17 protein-coding genes are annotated in these 18,803 nt (G+C 37.0%); 8 read left to right on the forward strand and 9 right to left on the reverse strand.

The window, feature by feature from the left end; all coding sequences use genetic code 11:
• Window positions 1-28: 28 nt before the first annotated feature.
• The 4 genes from FLEMA_RS0145675 to FLEMA_RS72780 form a co-directional block, all read right to left on the reverse strand.
• Window positions 29-478 carry a hypothetical protein gene (locus FLEMA_RS0145675; RefSeq protein WP_044173093.1) on the reverse strand — a complete coding sequence of 150 codons (450 nt, stop codon included), beginning with the start codon at window positions 476-478 and terminating at the stop codon, window positions 29-31.
• A complete protein-coding gene (locus FLEMA_RS72775; protein WP_052354212.1) occupies window positions 471-779 on the reverse strand; it encodes a helix-turn-helix domain-containing protein in 309 nt (102 codons plus the stop codon). Before FLEMA_RS72775 ends, FLEMA_RS0145675 begins: the two co-directional genes overlap by 8 nt.
• Window positions 780-883: 104 nt before the next feature.
• Complete coding sequence (locus tag FLEMA_RS0145690; protein WP_044173095.1) at window positions 884-1,765, reverse strand: hypothetical protein; 882 nt, start codon at window positions 1,763-1,765, stop codon at window positions 884-886.
• A 36-nt stretch (window positions 1,766-1,801) separates the two neighbouring features.
• A complete protein-coding gene (locus FLEMA_RS72780; RefSeq protein WP_052354213.1) occupies window positions 1,802-3,073 on the reverse strand; it encodes a site-specific integrase in 1,272 nt (423 codons plus the stop codon).
• 565 nt (window positions 3,074-3,638) lie between these two features.
• On the opposite strand from FLEMA_RS72780, the gene FLEMA_RS77145 reads away from it, so the two are divergent.
• Together FLEMA_RS77145 and map are read left to right on the forward strand one after the other, a co-directional pair.
• On the forward strand, window positions 3,639-5,984 hold the full coding sequence (locus tag FLEMA_RS77145; protein ID WP_218918543.1) for a ChbG/HpnK family deacetylase: 2,346 nt from the start codon (window positions 3,639-3,641) through the stop codon (window positions 5,982-5,984).
• Window positions 5,985-6,094: 110 nt separating this feature from the next.
• A complete protein-coding gene (gene map, locus FLEMA_RS72790; RefSeq protein WP_044173097.1) occupies window positions 6,095-6,859 on the forward strand; it encodes a type I methionyl aminopeptidase in 765 nt (254 codons plus the stop codon).
• A gap of 37 nt (window positions 6,860-6,896) precedes the next feature.
• On the opposite strand, the gene FLEMA_RS0145795 is transcribed toward map, so the two are convergent.
• Window positions 6,897-7,406, reverse strand: a complete 510-nt coding sequence (locus tag FLEMA_RS0145795) for a phosphoribosyltransferase family protein (protein WP_044173099.1) — start codon at window positions 7,404-7,406, stop codon at window positions 6,897-6,899.
• A 211-nt stretch (window positions 7,407-7,617) separates the two neighbouring features.
• On the opposite strand from FLEMA_RS0145795, the gene FLEMA_RS72795 reads away from it, so the two are divergent.
• Window positions 7,618-8,022 (forward strand): DUF4783 domain-containing protein, encoded by a 405-nt coding sequence (locus tag FLEMA_RS72795; RefSeq protein ID WP_052354215.1) that lies wholly within the window; start codon window positions 7,618-7,620, stop codon window positions 8,020-8,022.
• Window positions 8,023-8,169: 147 nt separating this feature from the next.
• Window positions 8,170-8,727: a YcxB family protein gene (locus tag FLEMA_RS72800; RefSeq protein WP_229359505.1), complete on the forward strand. Its 558-nt coding sequence runs from the start codon at window positions 8,170-8,172 to the stop codon at window positions 8,725-8,727.
• A 59-nt stretch (window positions 8,728-8,786) separates the two neighbouring features.
• Here FLEMA_RS72800 and FLEMA_RS0145835 read toward each other — a convergent pair whose 3' ends face one another.
• Window positions 8,787-10,481: a S41 family peptidase gene (locus FLEMA_RS0145835; protein ID WP_026997946.1), complete on the reverse strand. Its 1,695-nt coding sequence runs from the start codon at window positions 10,479-10,481 to the stop codon at window positions 8,787-8,789.
• A gap of 123 nt (window positions 10,482-10,604) precedes the next feature.
• Here FLEMA_RS0145835 and ruvX point away from each other — a divergent pair, with 123 nt between their 5' ends.
• The gene (gene ruvX, locus FLEMA_RS72805; protein WP_044173101.1) at window positions 10,605-11,033 is read left to right on the forward strand and encodes a Holliday junction resolvase RuvX; all 429 of its coding nucleotides are present in this window, start codon (window positions 10,605-10,607) and stop codon (window positions 11,031-11,033) included.
• Between the two features lie 90 nt (window positions 11,034-11,123).
• Here the strand turns inward: ruvX and FLEMA_RS0145855 are convergent, their stop codons facing one another.
• Window positions 11,124-11,939 carry a phytanoyl-CoA dioxygenase family protein gene (locus FLEMA_RS0145855; protein ID WP_026997947.1) on the reverse strand — a complete coding sequence of 272 codons (816 nt, stop codon included), beginning with the start codon at window positions 11,937-11,939 and terminating at the stop codon, window positions 11,124-11,126.
• 386 nt (window positions 11,940-12,325) lie between these two features.
• Complete coding sequence (locus FLEMA_RS72810; RefSeq protein ID WP_052354216.1) at window positions 12,326-13,099, reverse strand: phosphatase PAP2-related protein; 774 nt, start codon at window positions 13,097-13,099, stop codon at window positions 12,326-12,328.
• 106 nt (window positions 13,100-13,205) lie between these two features.
• On the opposite strand from FLEMA_RS72810, the gene msrA reads away from it, so the two are divergent.
• Window positions 13,206-13,886: a peptide-methionine (S)-S-oxide reductase MsrA gene (msrA, locus tag FLEMA_RS72815; RefSeq protein ID WP_044173103.1), complete on the forward strand. Its 681-nt coding sequence runs from the start codon at window positions 13,206-13,208 to the stop codon at window positions 13,884-13,886.
• Window positions 13,887-13,959: 73 nt separating this feature from the next.
• Here the strand turns inward: msrA and FLEMA_RS0145890 are convergent, their stop codons facing one another.
• Window positions 13,960-16,821 carry a putative LPS assembly protein LptD gene (locus tag FLEMA_RS0145890; RefSeq protein WP_144080144.1) on the reverse strand — a complete coding sequence of 954 codons (2,862 nt, stop codon included), beginning with the start codon at window positions 16,819-16,821 and terminating at the stop codon, window positions 13,960-13,962.
• Between the two features lie 131 nt (window positions 16,822-16,952).
• Between FLEMA_RS0145890 and FLEMA_RS72820 the strand changes: the two genes are divergently transcribed.
• Entirely contained in the window at window positions 16,953-17,768 is an 816-nt protein-coding gene (locus FLEMA_RS72820; protein ID WP_044173105.1) for an N-acetylmuramoyl-L-alanine amidase family protein, read from the forward strand.
• Between the two features lie 75 nt (window positions 17,769-17,843).
• Entirely contained in the window at window positions 17,844-18,794 is a 951-nt protein-coding gene (locus tag FLEMA_RS72825; RefSeq protein ID WP_044173107.1) for an MlaD family protein, read from the forward strand.
• Window positions 18,795-18,803: the final 9 nt, after the last annotated feature.

Raw genomic sequence — 18,803 nt, forward strand, 5'->3', positions numbered from 1 at the left:
ACGAAAAAAGTAAGCGGATTAATTTTTATTACTCAATTGGGGCGTGGTGTAGCTCTTTTGGCTTTTCTATGATTTCTATCAAATAAATAACATACTCTAAAGCATTTTCCAAGCTTTCTTGTATTTTGTCCAAAGCATCAATTTTATGCCCACTACACAAAATCTCACAATCAATAAAAAGTACTTGTGTCAATCTTATACATTCACCAATGTATCTAAGAATGCACCAATATTTGTTTGAAAATACATAAGGGAGTTTTGCAAACTTCATATCATGAAAACGCCCCTCAATAACGCTTAAATCTTTTCTAAAAGTCACATTCAAAGCCTTTTTACAACTAAATCGTAAAACTGTAATTTCGTCGATTATTGTCGTGAAAAGGTCTTTTTGTTGACATAGATAGTTAAGATACTTCTCTTTAGATGAATCATCTAAATCGGGGGACATTTCAAGCTTATTTACTTTCTTCTTAGCCATTATTAACCTCCTTTCTTGCCTTGATTTCTTTAAGAGAACCCATTACCTCAGATTTAAGAAAACGCACTTTGTTCCCTATACGCTTAGGTTTTAATATTTCTTTATTACACCAAGCATGGACGGTTACTTTACTAACCTGCAAAAGCTTTGCTACCTGTTCGATAGTCAAAAATGTTTCTTCCTCAGTGGGTTGTTGTGGAGGATTAAAGGACTTAAAACGGCTATCAATCAAACATCCTATTTGATTGATTAATGTTTCAGCGTCTATCTGCTGAACCTGTAAAACTGAAATGTTTTGCATAAAAAAAGCATCAAGCCGTATGTTTTGCCTGATGCTTCAAAGTTGACTAAATTAACTCTTTATAACATTATGGGGTATAACCCAATCATGTAACCCAATATTTCTTAATTAATTGATTTTAGATACTCTTTAACTGTTTTTTCATGAATATAAGGATTCATAGCTTTACCCTCACTCTTTTGAGAACTAATCAAGTTTGAAATATACTTTCTTGTATTATCTGAACCAATCCCCATTATCCTATTAACTAAAGCTCCTCTACTTCTATCAGAAGGCAAGCCTTTAACAAAATCTAAATCAAAAAATCCTAGATTCCTTAAAAGCATAACAGTACTACCAATTGAATTATTTTTATCATCATTCTCTAAAATAGTATCAATCTCTTTTTTTTCATCTTCTAAATAAGAACCATCTGTATGATTTTCTAAGTATTTAACAAAATCGTAAAGCCCTAAATCAATACCAATATTAACACTTAAAGTATCATTTTTCTCATTATCAATTACGGGTATTAAGTCCCCATATTTATATAATTCAGCCCTACCATTTTCTTCTATTTTCTGGTATGCTTCTTTTATACATTCTTCTATCAATAACTTTTTATCTTTCTTTGAAAATTCTAATCTTCTTAAAAATCTCTTTTTATCATACTCAAAACCTGTTTGCCTCAAATACTTTATAAATTGAATATCTGATAATGTAGGAACAAAGCAAAACCTCAAATCACTATTTCCACATAATTCTTCTAACTTATACTTTAGCTCTTCTATTTGTACTTTTAGTTCATTAATCTTAGCCTCAAACTTTAGCTCTCTTTCATGCCAAATCTTATTCTCACCATGTCTAATTTTCAAGCTATGAACATCATAAGAAAGTAATATAAACCTGTTCTTGCGTGCGTCAATTACATCTATAAGCTCTTTTAGCTTTCCAACCTCAAAAAGCATATTGGCGTATTTATCTAAATCTATATATTCTGATTCCATAGTATTGAAATTAAAAAGTCTTTAATTTTTCTAATTTTACTTTTGATAACCCCTAAAAATTTCAGCTTGTTTTCTCTTTGATGTTTTGATGTAAAGCAAGAATGACTTTTCCGTTTTATGGTCTGTAATAGCCATTATAGCGTTTACGGGCGTTCCTCTTTCATAGGCATTAGACGCAAACGACCTTCTAGCCGTATGGCTTGAAACCATCTTCCAACGCTCAACGGATTCTTTCACATCTTTACCACCTTTGACATAAGAAAGAAATTCTAACGAATGAAGGGACTGGCAAAGCTTTGCAACCTCTTTGATATAGTCATTAAACTTTTGATTGCTTATTGCTTTCGGTAACTCATTATTATACTTGTAGAGGATTGTTTTAACGGTTTGATTGATTGGTACAATCACTTTCCTTTTTGTCTTGTATTGAATGATTTCGATAAATTCTCCGTCGTAGTCTTTTCTGATATTTTCGGGTTTAATGCTAGTAAAATCTGAGAATCTTAAACCAGTATTAGCACCAATAATAAAAAGGTCTCTCACTCTTTCCAGCTTTGGAGTCTCTGATAAATCAAGGTTGCACATTTCCAGTAACTCACTTTCATTTAGTGCTATACTTGTAGATTCTTCATTACTTTTCAAAACTACTTTAAAGGCTTTTTTCTGATAGTCAAGATTTGTATTTATACCCTCCTCTGTAGCTTCACGAAGAAAAGTTTTAAGCGTTCTAACGTGCTTTGCTATCGTATCGGTTTTATAGTCCTTTACATTCACCATGTACAAACTATACTCTTTATAAAACTCTAAATCAATGGTATCAAAATCGACGGGCTTACTATAAACTACAGAAAAATCAATCAATAAAGTTTGAGTTGTTCTAAATCGCTTAATTGTACCTTGATTATATCTTTTTACATTATCTACTAGCCTTTTCCCGTTTTCTGCTTCTAAAATAAACTTTTCAATGTAATTAAAAAGCGTTTCCGACACCTCCGCTGGCTTTGGGTTTAAATAATCTTCTATTTCCTCTTTCAAAGACTGCTTTGTTAGTGGTTCACGCATTAATTTATATTTCTCAATTGTAGAATTAATAAATACTTTCAAGTCGTGGAGGAATACGTTTATTTCATCTTTATTGATAACAGTCGTAACATTTTTAACCTTGGTTTTCTCAAAATCCCAATGTTTTGGCAAAACCTTCACCCCCGTTGACATTATCAATTGGTCTTTGCCAAATCTACAACCAACATAAATTAATTGTGGCGTTTTTGCGGAGGTTGTTCTTAATCTGTAAAATGCGTTAGCCATTTGCTAAAAGTATATTTGAAGTACTTAGCAAATATAGCACTTACTTTATTATGTTACGCATTTTGTAACGCATTTATCTTTGTCAATACAGTATTTAAGTTAATTACACTTAACTAGACTGCTAAGTAAATACTATTTAACTTATTAAATATCAGTGTATTATATTTATTTATAAGTAATTTTGGAAATGTATAAATTAACGAGGTGGTAGCCCTTCCGAGGCTACAAATTTTGGATAATATCCCCAGACAAATTAGATTGTCTGGGGATTTGTTTTTAGGGGCATAGGATACACTGGCGAAGCTACCGTAAAAACTATTCTTCATTGGGCTGAGGTTTATGTATTCTAGCAATGATAATAGAGAAGATATTCAAATAGAGATTACATTAACTAAAACTTTTTGTTAAAAACAAAATATAGTGCCACCGAACAAATAAATGGTTTTCAAGAACTACTGATACCATTTTCTCCTTACCGAATATTCCAATAACTAAAGATTTTGTTTAATAATATCTTATTTTTGTCATAAATATAATGAGCATCAAACCTTATAAATCTTTGACAATGAGAAAGGTATTTATTCTCCTATTCACAAGTATTCAATTATTTGCCCAAAAGCCTGTTTCGCTCCCTCGAAGTACACCCGAAACGGAAGGGGTTTCTTCGCAAGGGGTTATTGATTTTTTGGAGGCTGCCTCCAAAAGCAAACATGAGTTTCATAGCTTTATGCTATTACGACATGGTAAGGTCGTAGCCGAGTCGTGGTGGAAGCCCTATGGGAGTGATTTGAAGCATACGATGTATTCGGTAAGTAAGAGTTTTACAGCTACAGCTATTGGTTTTGCTGTAACCGAAAAAAAACTAAGTGTCAATGATAAGGTTATTACTTTTTTTCCTGACGAAACCCCTAAGGTCGTTAGTCCATATTTGGCCGAACTTCGTATCAAAGATTTACTTAGTATGAGTGTTGGCCATAAAACAGACCCTACGTTTGAAATAGCAAGTAAAAATGAAAATTGGGTGAAGGCTTTTTTGAATACACCGATTGTAAATCAGCCAGGGAGTAAGTTTTTGTACAATTCGGCTGCTACTTATATGTTGTCGGCTATTGTACAAAAAGTAACGGGTCAAAGGGTGATAGAATACCTTCAGCCAAGGTTATTTCAACCTTTGGGCATAACGGGTATCGACTGGGAAACCGACCCTAAAGGTATTAATGTTGGAGGTTGGGGGCTACGCCTAAAAACCGAAGATATGGCTAAGTTTGGACAGTTGTTTCTTCAAAAAGGGGTTTGGAAAGGCAAACAAATTTTGCCAGCAGCATGGGTAGCTGAAGCTACCTCTATGAAAATTATGCAAGACCCCGATGCCTCGCAAGAGAAAAAAGATGCCAGTGATTGGCTACAAGGTTATTGTTACCAGATGTGGCGTTGTCGTAATAATGGTTTTAGGGCAGACGGTGCCAATGGGCAGTTTATCGTAGTATTGCCCGAGCAAGACGCTGTCGTGGTTATTACGGCCGAAGCTCCTGATATGCAAGATGAGCTAAATTTGGTATGGAAATATATTTTACCTGCTCTGAAACCGCAAAAGCAGCCTAACAACCCTCAAGGAATAGCACAATTGAAGGCTTTGGAGGCATCGCTAGCCCTCGCAATTCCACATAAGAATTCGTCGTCGAGCTTAGAATCTACTATCTCAGGCAAAACTTTTGGGATTACTTCTACCAAAGGACTAGAAAGTGCCAAATTTACTTTTCAAGATAATAAATGTATGTTGAGTCTAAAAACCGATTCGGTAGCACATCAGCTTTCTTTTGGTTTAGATAAATGGGAGCTGGCTGAAACTACCAAATTTGGGCCTTATTTGGTAGCAGGGGCAAAAGCTAACCGCAAAGGGTTACCTATTTTTAAGGTGGCTGGTAGCTATACTTGGCAAGACAACAATACGTTACAATTAACGCTTCGGTATATCGAAAGCCCGCATACCGAGACCATTGTGTGCCATTTTGAGGGTGAACATATAACATTAGATTTCCAAAATGTTTTTAATAAAGACCAAAAAAGAACCCTAATCAAAGGTACTTTGGTAGCCAATAGAGCAAATCCCCCTCTTTTGATTATCCGAGGCGATGATATGGGCTATTCGCATTCGGGCAACGAGGCTTTAATAAAATCATATACTGAAGGCATCGAAACGTCGATTGAAGTGATTGTGCCTTCGCCGTGGTTTCCTGAAGCAGTAAAGCTATTAGAACAGCACAAGGGTGTAGATGTTGGGCTACATTTTGCTATTACTAGCGAATGGGATAATATTAAATGGCGACCTTTAACCGACTGCCCAAGTTTAAAAAATGCTGATGGATATTTTTATCCAATGCTTTTCCATAACGATAATTATCCTAAACAAGCTATTCTGGATAATGATTGGAAAGTAGAGGATATTGAAAAAGAACTGAGAGCCCAAATTGTAACAGCATTGAAGTATATTCCTAGACTAAGTCATATTTCGGGACACATGGGAAGTACTGCCTTTACCAAAGAAGTGAAAGAAATGGCTCAAAAAGTAGCAAAAGAGTATAATCTGGTATTGGTAGATGCTGGTTCAATGCAAAATTTTAATGTGTCTTATACGGGTTTTGATTTTAATAATAAAACAACTGAAGAGAGAATACAGGCTTTTATAACGATGCTCGACAAGCTAGAGGATGGCAAAAGCTATGTATACTTAGAGCATCCTGGCCTCGATAACGACGAACTTAGGGCAATATCTCATATTGGTTATGAAGATGTAGCTCAAGGTCGACAAGATGTTACTACAATTTTTACCAGTGAAAAAGTTAAGGCAGCTATTCTTCAAAAAGGTATCAGGCTGGTGAGCTATAAAGATGTAATAACAACAACGAAATAATACTGTATCATAACCCACTCATTTTAAACATTTAGAGCAAAAGTGTGTCCTAAATGAGGGCTATTCTTAAATCATAGCTTTTAGAATTTATAACGCTTAACTATATTGATATGTCTATTGCAACGCAAGCGGAATTATTAGGAATGAAATCGGTAAGTGAGGCTGTTGGGCTTACACTTAAAAAGATGCGCGAGTATGCCAAAGTTGGCATGAGTACCAAGCAATTGGACGATTATGGCGGACAAATTTTGAGAGAATTAGGAGCGAATTCTGCCCCAAAACTAACGTATGGTTTTCCTGGATGGACTTGTATTAGTGTCAACAATGAGGTAGCACATGGTATTCCTTCGGCAACAAGAATTTTGCAGGAAGGCGATTTGATTAATATTGATGTTTCGGCAGAATTAAATGGTTTTTGGTCAGACAATGGGGGATCGTTTGTAATAGGTACAGACCTCAACCATCATAATGCTTTGATAGAGGTATCGAAAAAAATATTACACAAAGCTATTTATCAAATAAAAGACGGCGTAAAAATTGCCGATATTGGAAAGCTCATCGAAACCGAAGCTAGAAAGTCGGGTTATAGCGTAATCAGAAATTTGGCTGGGCATGGTGTTGGTCGAAGTTTGCACGAAGAACCTACCGAAATCCTGAATTGCTATGACAAATATAACCGAAAGCGTTTTAAGAAAAATTCGGTAGTAGCTATCGAAACGTTTATAGCTACTAAATCAAATCATGCCGATACCCTAAAAGACGGCTGGACTTTAGTTGGAAACAAAGGAGGTTTTGTAGCACAACACGAGCATACAATTGTTATTACAGAAGGAAAACCCATTATACTCACAAGTGTGAATGGAATTTGGAATTAAAAAAAGGGCAAAGATACTGACTATCTTTGCCCTTTTTTTAGCTTAAATATACCCCCATTTTATCGGGGTTGTCTAAGATTACCTCAACGTGTTCATTAATGGTAGTGGATAAGGCATAGCCAATATAATCGGCCAAGATAGGAAAGCGACGGTAATCTCTATCCACAATTACAGCTACCTGAATTCTTTTTACATGGATACGCAAAAATGGCGATAAGCTATAAGCAAAAGTACGCCCAGTATTCAGCACATCGTCTACCACTACAATAGTTTTTTCTGCCAGAAAAGATTCGTCACAGTCAAACTTTACGGGGGTATTATGAGGCACATCTTTGTCCATATCAATTAAAACGGCATTGGCATTGATAGGCGAAATTTCACGCAATACCTCTGCCAACATGGTGGCAAATGTATATCCTTGTCCTTTGATGCCAGCAATCACAATTTCGGTTTCCTCAAAATTGTTTTCAAAAATTTCAAACGCAATGCGACGAATTTTTTGTAGCACTTGAGTTTGGCTTAGTATTTGATTATCGGTCATTTCCATACTGCGAAGATATTAAAACTTTTTTTTTGAACCGCCACAAAGAATATTTTCTCGTTTTAATTTTTTTTGAAGCGGTAATAATAGTGATAATACGATGATTTTTTAACCAAAATGGTAAAATCTCTTTGAAAAAAATCATAGTTGATAGGGCTGGCACAATTTGTGTTGCAGAATATCCGTATAACTGTATCAAGTTATTTTAACACACATCATGAAATTACTACTTTCAGTACTCCTTACATTAATATTATGGGCTCAAAAGGTTGAATACGACCCTCAGAGCTTACTGGTTGGCAAGTTACTTACATCGCTCAAACAGGGACATGCTAGCGAGCTAGCATCGATGTTTAATGAGAATGTAGATTTACTGATAGATACCGAACAAATTGACTTTAGCGAGATTTCCCAAACGCATGCCGAATTAATTTTGAAGTCATTTTTTAAAAGATGGCCCCCTCAAGATTTTCAGTTGGTACATCAAGGAGCTAATTCACTTTCTCAGTATTATACAGGGGTTTATAAAACCAATAGAGGTAACTATTCGGTATATATTTTACTAAAACGCAATCAGGACAAGTTTTTGGTAGAAAGTATCCAGTTTAGAAAAGAAAAATAACCTTTTATTGAGGGTTAAAAATTATTTTCCAATAAAATATCAACGGCGTAGCAAGTGAAAGAACTTAGCTACGCTTATTTTTTGTACATTTGCACTCTGTTTGCGAAGAAAATCAGAATACAATTATAACGCATAAAGAAAAACGACATGGCAAAAGGATATGCACAAGGTCAGCAGAAGCGAATGGTGCAAATGCCAGTAAATCCACTGGCTATTAAAACTAAAAAATACGCTCTTGATAAAAACAAATTTATCACCCTAAATATGAGCCAAGTGGTAAAAAACCAGTGGTATTGGGGATTTGTTCCACTAGGGCTTATTGCTTTGAATGTGGTGCTGAATTTAACAGGAGTATATCATAACTACTGGATTTACATTTTAACGTTAGTAGGTGCAATTGGTTATGTGGCATTCTGGGCAATTCAGTTTACGGGTGTTACACAATTAGAGCAATACAAACAGCTATTTGAGCGCTATCGTTATGAAATTGATAGCCGCCAAATTTTGATGAAACTCAACGACCAAGAGGGAGGCGTAATCAAATGGGATATGGTAAAAACAGCTAGAAAAGATAAAGATGCTTATATTTTGGACTTAGGTCAATATCAGTTTATTTACTTGCCATTTAATATTTTTACAAGTGACAACGATAAAAAATTGATGGAGAAAATCTTAAGAGATAAAGGTTATATCGCTGCATCATAGGCTGTAAAAAATTAACAACAGAGAGGTCGCAAAATCTAGGTTTTGCGACCTCTCTATTGTTAATGCTTAGTCGATTGTGAAATCGTTTCAACAAGTTCGCCACGGGCTAGCTTTTCGGCTTTGTCAAACTGACGAATAGCTTTCTGAAAGGTTTCATCTATCAAACTCATTACTTGATAGTATTCGTTGTTGAGGCCGCTATTGGCTACCTTCTTCGACCAAATATTACGAGCAATATAGGCTTTGATTTGGAGTTTGATATATTGAGCCGAGCGTTGAAACTCTTTTTCATTATAAGTCACTTTGGTTTGTTTGGCCAATGCTTTTACGGCTTGCATCATCTCGTCGGTTACTACAAATTGTTTGTTGAAATCTTTGAATGACATTTTGGATAGTATCTCCTGTTGCTCGGTTGAGTAGTTCAACGCATATTCTCTAATGATATTTTTGCCCCAAAGTTCCGACAAATACTTCGTGAAATAAGTAGTATCTCTGGCAACAAACACATCTGGCGTAATACCGCCACCACCATAAACAACCCTACCCCCGATGGTTCTATATTTCAGTTTTTCATTGAACTTGATACTATCTTGTACAAACAACTCGCCACTCTTGATTCTCATATCGTAATCTTTTTCATAGTCTTCTTCATGACCCATCAAATAGGGCTTTTGAATACTACGACCACTTGGAGTATAATAACGAGATATAGTTAGGCGTAATTCAGAGCCATCCGATAAGCTTACAGGCATCTGTACAAGACCTTTGCCAAAAGAACGTCGGCCAATAATCAAAGCACGGTCGTTGTCTTGCAAAGCACCTGCTACAATTTCAGAAGCTGAAGCACTATTTTCATCAATCAGTACCATTACAGCTCCTTTTTCAAAGAGGCCATCGAATTTGGTTACTGTTTGCGAATCGTATTGAGTCCCTTTTCCATCGGTATAAACAATCATTTTGTCGCCACCTAGGAGTTCATCCACAATTTTCTCAGCTCGGTCTTTATATCCACCAGGATTACCTCGTAAATCAAGCATCAAGCGTTTTGCACCTTGATTTTTAAGACTAATCAGCGTATTTCTGAATTCTTGATAAGTAGATTCCGTAAAACGGTCGATTTTGATAAAGCCCGTTTGGTGGTCAACCATATAGCCAGCACTTACCGAATAGGTTGGAATACGGTCGCGGGTAATAGTGAAAGTACGCAGGTTTTTTTCACCATGACGCAAAATTTCCACTTTTACCTCCGAGCCTCTTTTACCACGAAGTTTATTGAAAATAATCGTAGAATTGACCTTTGGCCCCACCAACGACGTACCATCGGCTGCAATAAGGCGGTCGCCACTTTTGATACCCGCTATATCTGAAGGGCCGCTAGGTGTAGCATTTACTACATATACCGTATCGTTGAAAAGGTTATATTCAATACCAATGCCATCAAAGCCCGACTCTAGTTGTGTGCGAGCTACGGTAGCTTCGTCAGTAGCAAAATAAGCGGTATGAGGGTCGAGTTTTTCAAGCATTTTTTTGATAGAATAGTCTACCAAAGTGTCGGTATTGACAGAATCTACGTAGCTGGTTTCTACCAAAGAAAGGATTTCTCGAAATTTATTGACCCCTTTTGAAATATTACTCATTTTGGCCTGCCCACCAAAAAAATTTGCACCAATCAACATTCCTCCAGCCAAGGAAAGTGCAATGATAATAGGGAGTTTGATTATTAATGGATTATTGATTGGTTGCTTATCCTTCATATTAACTTTATTTTATATAGACACCATATTCAAATCTATATAAAGTTACAAAAAACTGCCACCCAGCCAACCATTTTAACGTAACTTTGTTAAAACTAACGCAGAGAGAGCATTTAACAGAATATGGCAAGAATATTGGCAATAGATTATGGTACCAAAAGGGTTGGCTTGGCCGTAACAGACCCCCTAAAAATCATTGCATCGGCTTTGGACACGGTACATGCCAAAGATGTATTGGTATATCTAAAAAACTATACTGCAAAAGAGGAGGTGGAGGCTTTTGTGGTGGGTATGCCTGTACAGCTAGATGGTACAGATACCAACAATACATCGCATGTAAAAGGATTTGTAAAGCAGCTCAAAAAAATGTTTCCCGATACACCTGTACACCTACACGATGAAAGGTTTACATCGGCGATGGCCTTGCAGGCAATGCTTATGAGTGGAGTATCCAAAAAAGATAGAAGTCAAAAAGGGAATGTAGATAAGGTTTCGGCAACGATTATTTTACAATCATACATGGAAAGTGTGGCTTTGACAGGCAATCAATAAAAAGATTTTTATAAAAATAGGTCGTAATTTTTAGCTATTGATGCCAAAACTACGACCTGATTTATTTATTAAGGCCAAGCCTTTGAATACTTATTTCTGAACCACTTTGGCAAAACGGTGATAGAATGGCGTTTTGCTGTTGGCACTTTTTGGCATATATTTGCCCGTAATAATAGGTACATACATAACACGACGGCGAGACTTTTCACCTACATTTGGCGAAACCTCGACACGGTGCCACAAACGGCCATCATGTACAGTTAAGTCGCCAGCGTTGATTTCAAAACCTACTTCACGTGGGTCGGCAGTGTGGTCGATAAATTGTTTTTTACCAAACAACAACTTCAATACGCTTTGGTTTTGTGTACCAGGCAATACTCTTAAACCGCCATTTTGGAAAGGACAATCGTCTAAGTGAATACCAACGTTTAGCATTGGAAGAATTTTTTGTCCCAAAAACAAATCTCTTGGGCTATCTGTATGCCATCCCATTTGTGTAAACTTGCTATTAGGAGCGTTTACATAATGATTAAACACAAGGCCATCTTTTTCGTTTTCGCTGATACGACCGTCGTAAGGAGCTAGTAGCTCAACCAATAATTGTAAGCGAGGGTCTTTCAAAAATTCGCCCAACAATGTACTGTACTTGTTGGTAAAGCACATACGCTGAATCATTTTTTCGCCGTGTTCGTTTTTACCGAACTTTAACGGGATACCATTAATCTTCTCAACGCCTTCTTCCAACCATTGCTTTTCTATCTTTTGCAATTCGTCGATAAACAATTGAACGGAGTCTTGATTAATGAAGTTTTTGAACTGAATTACTCCATAATTACGGAAATATTCCTTTTGTTCTTCGGTCAACTTCTCACCGAGTGTGAAGGTCTTATACTCAAACTTTACCATCTTCTAAAATTGTACAAAATAAAGTTTAACGTTTGATTCTCATGGTTAGCGTATGTCGTTGGGCAGAACTACAAACGCAATTTCTTAATTTGTGATTTTCACAAAAATTAATTTGTTAAAACACTGCAAATTAAATGAATGTAATTAAATCTTAAACGTTTTGTAAGTTTTTTATTATAAACACTAAAAAAAATTATATTGATTTAGAGAAATGTCTTATTATGAGTTAACTAAATCTAGGAATAACTCAATATACAGAGCAAATATAAAATATATAATGCAATAAAGATATGCTCTATTGTATGTAAGGCAATAATATCGGATTATTGGACTTTAGTAATTTTTTAAACGCCAAATCTATATAAGAAGTTCGTTCGTATCTTGTATCAATGGGCAAATGTTGCCGCATAAGTACATATAGAAAGCAATAGAGCCAAAAATCCAAGCAAAATAAGTACCGTAAAAGGCCATTTTAGTTGTACCAGAATTTTGGCGAGTTGGTACGCTGAGACTGTAAAGGCGAATGCAGCAAGTACATCAGCAGTATAATGTACGTGCTGTAAAAGTAACAAAAATGCCAGTAAGATACAGGTAATACCACCCAAAATTTTATCTCTTTTATCTTGAAGAAAAATCCATACCATTACTAAGGTGGCTGTATGCCCAGAAAAAAACAGGTCTTTGGTTATTGGCTGATTACTAACATATACCACTGCTTGGGTAAGGGGGTCGGTTAGGTTAATAAGGCCAACGGGGGCATCTAGGGGTACAAGGGCAATGGTGGTCATCCTAAAGATGGTTTCTATTACAAAGGTTGTAAAAAGTAATAGGAACAAAGGAGCGTCTTTGATGGTTTTTATTATCATATAGATAAGCATACCGTACAAAAGCGTAAATATAGGAATAGAGGCATCTACAGGAGGTAGTACATTCAATACAATATCGTTCAAAACTACCCCTGGCCGTTTTTGAATATTGTTGAGGTAGCTTGCTAACTGAGACGACCCTATGATAAAGATACTTACAACTAAAAGAAATTTAATACGAAAATCATTCGATTGCCATTCTCTTTTCCAACTATTTTTTAGGGTTTGAGAATAATTTTCTTGAACTTTTTGCGGTTTTGTTTCCGAAGGTCTTGTTAATAAATTGTTATACATAAATTACTAGAAGATTATCGAGTCTATCATTTTGAAATGTCTTGTACACGACACACGAATACGAAAAAGATTACAAACTTACATCAAGTTTTAAATGTTATCAATTATGAAAAGAAAAATTAGTTTGTTTATTCTTGGAATATTTACAATGATTGTGAATGTTTCATGTGCTCAAAAGGCTGAAAATCAGAAAAATAATAAGATGCAAGACAAAGAAAAAGACAATCAAAGTAAAGCTACTAATGCACATACCGAAGTGGTAACTTTGGGGGCAGGCTGCTTTTGGTGCGTAGAAGCAGTATTCCAGCGTTTGGAAGGAGTAGTGAAGGTGGAGTCGGGGTATTCGGGTGGAAGCGTCAAAAACCCAACTTATCGTGAGGTGTGTAATGGAACAACTGGCCATGCCGAAGTTTGTCAAGTAACGTATGACCCTACCAAAATTTCTTTTGAAGAATTACTAGAAGTGTTCTGGAAAACCCACGACCCAACAACCCTAAACCGTCAGGGGGCAGATGTCGGTACGCAATACCGTTCGGCGGTATTTTATCACAACGACGAACAAAAGCGTTTGGCTCAAGAATGGAAAGCAAAATTGAATGCCGAACACGTATTTCCCAATCCTATTGTTACCGAAATATCAGCTTTTACTAACTTTTATCCTGCCGAAGATTATCACCAAGATTATTTTAATCAGAATGGATACGAGCCTTATTGCCAAGTGGTGATTAAACCTAAACTGGATAAGTTTACCAAGGCTTTTAAGGATAAACTAAAAAAGAATAAATAGCCAGCATAGGTAATCACAATACATGTCATAAAAAAGGCTTGCCGTTCTCAGCAAGCCTTTTTTATGACATGTATTAGAAACCTCCACGGTCATAAAATGAGCGGCGACGAGATAACTTGAGTTCTTGAAGTAAAGATGATTTTACTCTTAGGTCGAACGAATAGCTACTGGCTCGACCGTACAATGGGCTGGCGGCAGGTGTCCAGTTAAACTGCATTTCCCAACAGTGCAAATCGCGGTGAATACTTATATTGGTCAAAGACACGCCTTTGTTGATAAAATCATAACCCGACTGTAGTTTGAAATCCCATTTTTCGGTCAATTTGACACTTCCCGAAAATGTTACAGCACTTACCATAGTAGCAGGAGCTAAGCCTCTTTTGCTGTAGTTGTATTGGTAACTAAACTGGAAGTCCCAAGGTACACTCCAATCTACATAAGAATCGATATTGTTGTTGATTTGTCTGAGTTGCCCTTCGGTAGCATTATTACTGGTTTTGGGCTTATTACCGCCTGGCTTAAAGCTTTTACTAACCGATAGGTTAAATGCCGATAAATTGGCCAAGCCATCGCCTGTACTAAACAGGTATTTATCTTCTTGTTTGCCAACCAAACCATAACTTGCATTTGGGGTATATAAATACGGGTCGAGTGTACCACCAATGTTAATATCGAACTTCTTGACCCTCGACGTAGCTCCAAAACTTACAGGAGCTAGTTTGTAAGCCGTAGCAAAGAAGTTGTAGTTGGTAGAAAGCGAAAGGTTATCGATAATAGTAATTTTCTCAGATTCTTTCTGAGCCGTATCCGATTTTGATTTTACCTTGGCCTCAATAGTATTATTCAAACTAAAACTAATCCCCCCAGCTTTGCTACCAATGTTAGTAGAAGTAGGGTTAAAGCTAGAAACACGAATTTTGTCTCCAGTATTGTTGATTTGGACGTCTTGATAGAAACCGTAGCTAGGGTCTGTAAAATCAGGGGTATAACTAACGCTAATAGCAGGAGTCATAATATGTCGGATACCCTGTAAACGTCCTTTTTTGAACCTTAAAGTACCATACAAACGAGTGTTCATACTCATGGTAAAGGCATACTGATAATCGTAGAATAGGCCATTGAGCGTATCAATTCTTACAGCACCGAGTTTTCTTAGCGAATCGGAAGTAGCATAGATATTATCTTTCTCAAAAACATAATTAAATTTCTGACGATATGCATTTCCAGAAAGACTAAACCCTGGTGTTAAATTGATGTACTTTCCTAACTTAATGTTGGGCAACGAAATAGGAATCGAATACTGCATTTTCATTGGAGCATTCTTAATCAAATCGGGCAAAGTAGATAAGTTGAAAGGAACAACCCCATCTCTGGCCAAATTAGTAGTTTGGCTCAATGTAGCCACCAATGGCTTGTTAATATCAGTGTCGAGGGTATCTCTTTGTCTGTAAACGTTGTAAGGCAAACTATTGTACGAGCGGTTATCTAAGGCCACCTTGTTGGTAATACCTACCGAGCCATTGAAATCAAAACCAAAGCGAAATTGGTCGATAAATCGCTCTGTAACGGCCTTTTTCTTCTTAAATGGCTGAATTTGGTTTAGTCCAAAGTTATAGTTAATAGTGGCATTTACTTCCTTGGTAGTAGTGTTTTGCGATACATTCAAGCTTGTTCCTGTCCGAATCGACTGTCCAAAGTTTTTGGAATACTGTACCGACGAGTTAATGGCGTTTGAAATATAGTTAGAGGTATTGAAGCTATTGTATTGGTTATAGCTATTGCTGGCAATATTGACCGATGCCGAGAAACTAGATGTACCTCTGCTTTGGGGCGAGTGCGACCACTGCAACGAGAAGTCGTTTCGGGTTTGTGGAGCTACTTCGTCGCCACTAATACCTTTTCTAAACTGAAGATTGAAGTTGCCACTATAACGATAGCGTTTTACGTATTGCGAGTTGGCACCCAAGCCCCAGCTGCCTTTGGTATATATTTCGCCAGTAAGACGTAACCCAATATTGGGGCTTAATGCAAAATAATACCCACCATCACGTAAATAAAATCCCCTACCAAGGGGCTCATCGCCATAGGTAGGCATAATAATCCCCGATGTACCCGATTCTTGAGGAGGTTTGTATGGGAAAAACCCAAATGGTAAACCAATCGGCAAAGGAATATTGTTGAGCTCGATATGAAATGGCCCCGACACAATTTCTTTCTTGCCAACAATCTTGATACGAGAGGCACTAATATGAAAGTGTGGCTCGGCCAAATTACAAGTCGTATAAATGGCATTACGGATATAAAGGTTATCTTCATCATCCTTCTTTACCTTTTTTCCTTGTACATATCCTTCGCCCTGTTGGGTTACAATTCCTTGAATTAACGCCTTTTTTGATTTGAAGTTATATTTGATTTCTTCGGCGTTATATTCGTCGCTTCCTTGTTTGAAAACAGGCTTGCCCTTAGCTTTTTTGGTAGCCGAATCAAGTGTTCCTTTGGCAAATACTTCGTTTTTGTCCCAGTTGAGCCGAATAAAGTCGGCCTGTAGCGAAATATTACCGTAAGTAACCTTGGCCTCACCATATAGATACACAATTTGCTTTTCGGTATCCATTACAGTAGAGTCCTGTGCCGTGTATTGTACGGTAGTTTCGAGTTGGTCTTGCTTTTTGAGCGAATCAGGAACAGTTTTTGCAAGCTTATTATTGGCCGAGTCTAATACGTTTTTTTGCAAAGAGTCTGTAGGAAGTGGTTTGGTCTTTTGTCCCTTTTTAATAAGATTTGTAATAGGGTTGCCTTTCACTAAGCGTTGAGCTTGTGATAAATGTGTATTAAAAAGCCCCCAACCGAGGCATATTAATAGACTGAATATGTTTAGGATTTTTTTCAGAAGACTTAAAAAATTATATTTGCCTGTTATAAAGGAATTATCCATTGTATTGGATTAGTTCTAGTGGCGATAAAAAATCAGAAGCTCCATTGGGCAACAGTTTTTGTAAAGCCATGAGGTTTAAAATACAAAATTACTTTATTCAACGTTCTTGATAACGAACCGTCCCGAAAATAATGTTAAAGTTTGTTAAAGGTTGCCTAATTATAGTGTGTTTTGGCTGGCTAAGTGGGTTTACTTTTCCGCAAATAGAGCCTGAAATAGATACGTTATCGTCAAAAATGATGGATAATAGTATCAGAACGGTAGTCCTCGATGCTGGCCATGGTGGCAAAGACCCTGGTTGTACGGGTGTTTCGGGCCATAAAGAAAAAAACGTTGTGTTGAAAATAGTACTCGAATTGGGCAAAAAAATCAAAGAAGAGTACCCCAACGTCCGAGTCTATTATACACGACAAACGGATGTTTTTGTCAATTTACATGAGCGGTCGGCTATTGCCAATCGTAACAAAGCCAACTTGTTTATCTCTGTGCATTGCAATTCGCACCCTTCTAGCAAGTTTAAAGGAACGGAAACTTATACAATGGGGTTACATAAGTCTAATGATAATTTAGATGTAGCCAAGCGTGAAAACTCCGTTATCTTGCAAGAACGTGATTATAAGAAAACGTACAAAGGTTTTGACCCCAATTCGCCACTGGCTCATATCATGATGGCCAATTACCAAAGTGCCTTTATGATGAATAGCCTCAAGCTGGCTCAAAAAATAGAACGACAATTTAAGCGACATAGCGACAGAAATAGCTATGGGGTAAAACAAGCAGGATTTTTGGTGCTTTGGGAAACCGCCATGCCAAGCGTTTTGGTTGAAGCAGGATTTATGTCGAATAAGTCAGAAGAAGCTTATTTGGCTACAGCAAGTGGACAAAAAGAGGTGGCTGCCTCTATCTTTAAGGCATTTCAATCGTACAAAGAAGAAATAGAAAACTAAACTTAATGAGGTGAAGGGAAGGCTATGGAGTTCTGGGTAAGAATGATCAGCTATTACTTTTACTTTTTCAATCAAATGAATATATCCAAAGAAGCAAAGGTGGGGATTTTGGCCCTAGTTTCATTTTCAGCACTCTATTTAGGTTTTAATTTTTTGAAGGGTTCTGCATTTTTCTCTTCCGAAAACACATATACCGTTATTTATACCGACGTACAGGGCTTAGTACCATCAAGCCAAGTAGCGTTGAGTGGTATGAAGGTTGGGCAAGTAAAAGATGTGGTATTGCTCAACGATGCTGGCCATAAAGTAAAGGTAGTATTGAGTATTCGTAAAGATTTGTCTATTCCTGCAGGAACAAAAGCTGTATTGGCTTCAGACGGTCTTTTGGGGGGCAAATTAATTCGTTTAGACATGGGGCAAGGTGCTGCATTGGCCGATGGCGGTATACTTGCTGGAGCATCAGAAACGGGTATTACTGATATTTTGAAAGAAAAAGCTTTGCCAACGTTGACACACGCTGATTCGCTTATGAGAACCCTCCGTACTGTGGCTGAAGGATTTAAGGGAACCTCGGCGGCATTGAATGCTCTTCTCAAAAATTCAAATACGACAGTAACTACTCTGGGAACATCTCTGAATAGCACTTTGGCCGACAATAAGGCTAACCTGAATGGTATTACGGCCAATTTGAAGGTACTTTCGGGCAATTTGGTTGAAACCGAAAAGCAGTTCAAACCGCTTTTGGGCAAATTCAATAAAATGGCCGACTCACTGAATGCCCTAAAAGTTAATCAGGCGTTGGCTACTACTCAAAAATCACTCGATGAACTACAGAAAGTTTTGGCGGGTATTCAGGCAGGAAATGGTACTATCGGCAAAATGCTGAAAGATGATTCGTTATATACCAACCTCAATAGAACGATGGTCGACCTCGACAAACTATTAGTTGATTTTAGATTAGCACCTAAAAGATATGTACACCTTTCGGTATTTGGCAAAAAAGCCACGCCTCCAGTTGTAAAATAAATACCAAGC

It is taken from the genome of Flectobacillus major DSM 103 (assembly GCF_000427405.1).
In the GTDB taxonomy this organism is placed as follows: Bacteria; Bacteroidota; Bacteroidia; order Cytophagales; family Spirosomataceae; genus Flectobacillus; species Flectobacillus major.

What these genes read in the sequence shown, in the direction of transcription:
- FLEMA_RS0145675 (WP_044173093.1), bottom strand. Translation starts at nt 478, where the DNA reads ATGGCTAAGAAGAAAGTAAATAAGCTTGAAATGTCCCCCGATTTAGAT.
- FLEMA_RS72775 (WP_052354212.1), bottom strand. Translation starts at nt 779, where the DNA reads ATGCAAAACATTTCAGTTTTACAGGTTCAGCAGATAGACGCTGAAACA.
- FLEMA_RS0145690 (WP_044173095.1), bottom strand. Translation starts at nt 1,765, where the DNA reads ATGGAATCAGAATATATAGATTTAGATAAATACGCCAATATGCTTTTT.
- FLEMA_RS72780 (WP_052354213.1), bottom strand. Translation starts at nt 3,073, where the DNA reads ATGGCTAACGCATTTTACAGATTAAGAACAACCTCCGCAAAAACGCCA.
- FLEMA_RS77145 (WP_218918543.1), top strand. Translation starts at nt 3,639, where the DNA reads ATGAGAAAGGTATTTATTCTCCTATTCACAAGTATTCAATTATTTGCC.
- map (WP_044173097.1), top strand. Translation starts at nt 6,095, where the DNA reads ATGTCTATTGCAACGCAAGCGGAATTATTAGGAATGAAATCGGTAAGT.
- FLEMA_RS0145795 (WP_044173099.1), bottom strand. Translation starts at nt 7,406, where the DNA reads ATGGAAATGACCGATAATCAAATACTAAGCCAAACTCAAGTGCTACAA.
- FLEMA_RS72795 (WP_052354215.1), top strand. Translation starts at nt 7,618, where the DNA reads ATGAAATTACTACTTTCAGTACTCCTTACATTAATATTATGGGCTCAA.
- FLEMA_RS72800 (WP_229359505.1), top strand. Translation starts at nt 8,170, where the DNA reads ATGGCAAAAGGATATGCACAAGGTCAGCAGAAGCGAATGGTGCAAATG.
- FLEMA_RS0145835 (WP_026997946.1), bottom strand. Translation starts at nt 10,481, where the DNA reads ATGAAGGATAAGCAACCAATCAATAATCCATTAATAATCAAACTCCCT.
- ruvX (WP_044173101.1), top strand. Translation starts at nt 10,605, where the DNA reads ATGGCAAGAATATTGGCAATAGATTATGGTACCAAAAGGGTTGGCTTG.
- FLEMA_RS0145855 (WP_026997947.1), bottom strand. Translation starts at nt 11,939, where the DNA reads ATGGTAAAGTTTGAGTATAAGACCTTCACACTCGGTGAGAAGTTGACC.
- FLEMA_RS72810 (WP_052354216.1), bottom strand. Translation starts at nt 13,099, where the DNA reads ATGTATAACAATTTATTAACAAGACCTTCGGAAACAAAACCGCAAAAA.
- msrA (WP_044173103.1), top strand. Translation starts at nt 13,206, where the DNA reads ATGAAAAGAAAAATTAGTTTGTTTATTCTTGGAATATTTACAATGATT.
- FLEMA_RS0145890 (WP_144080144.1), bottom strand. Translation starts at nt 16,821, where the DNA reads ATGGATAATTCCTTTATAACAGGCAAATATAATTTTTTAAGTCTTCTG.
- FLEMA_RS72820 (WP_044173105.1), top strand. Translation starts at nt 16,953, where the DNA reads ATGTTAAAGTTTGTTAAAGGTTGCCTAATTATAGTGTGTTTTGGCTGG.
- FLEMA_RS72825 (WP_044173107.1), top strand. Translation starts at nt 17,844, where the DNA reads ATGAATATATCCAAAGAAGCAAAGGTGGGGATTTTGGCCCTAGTTTCA.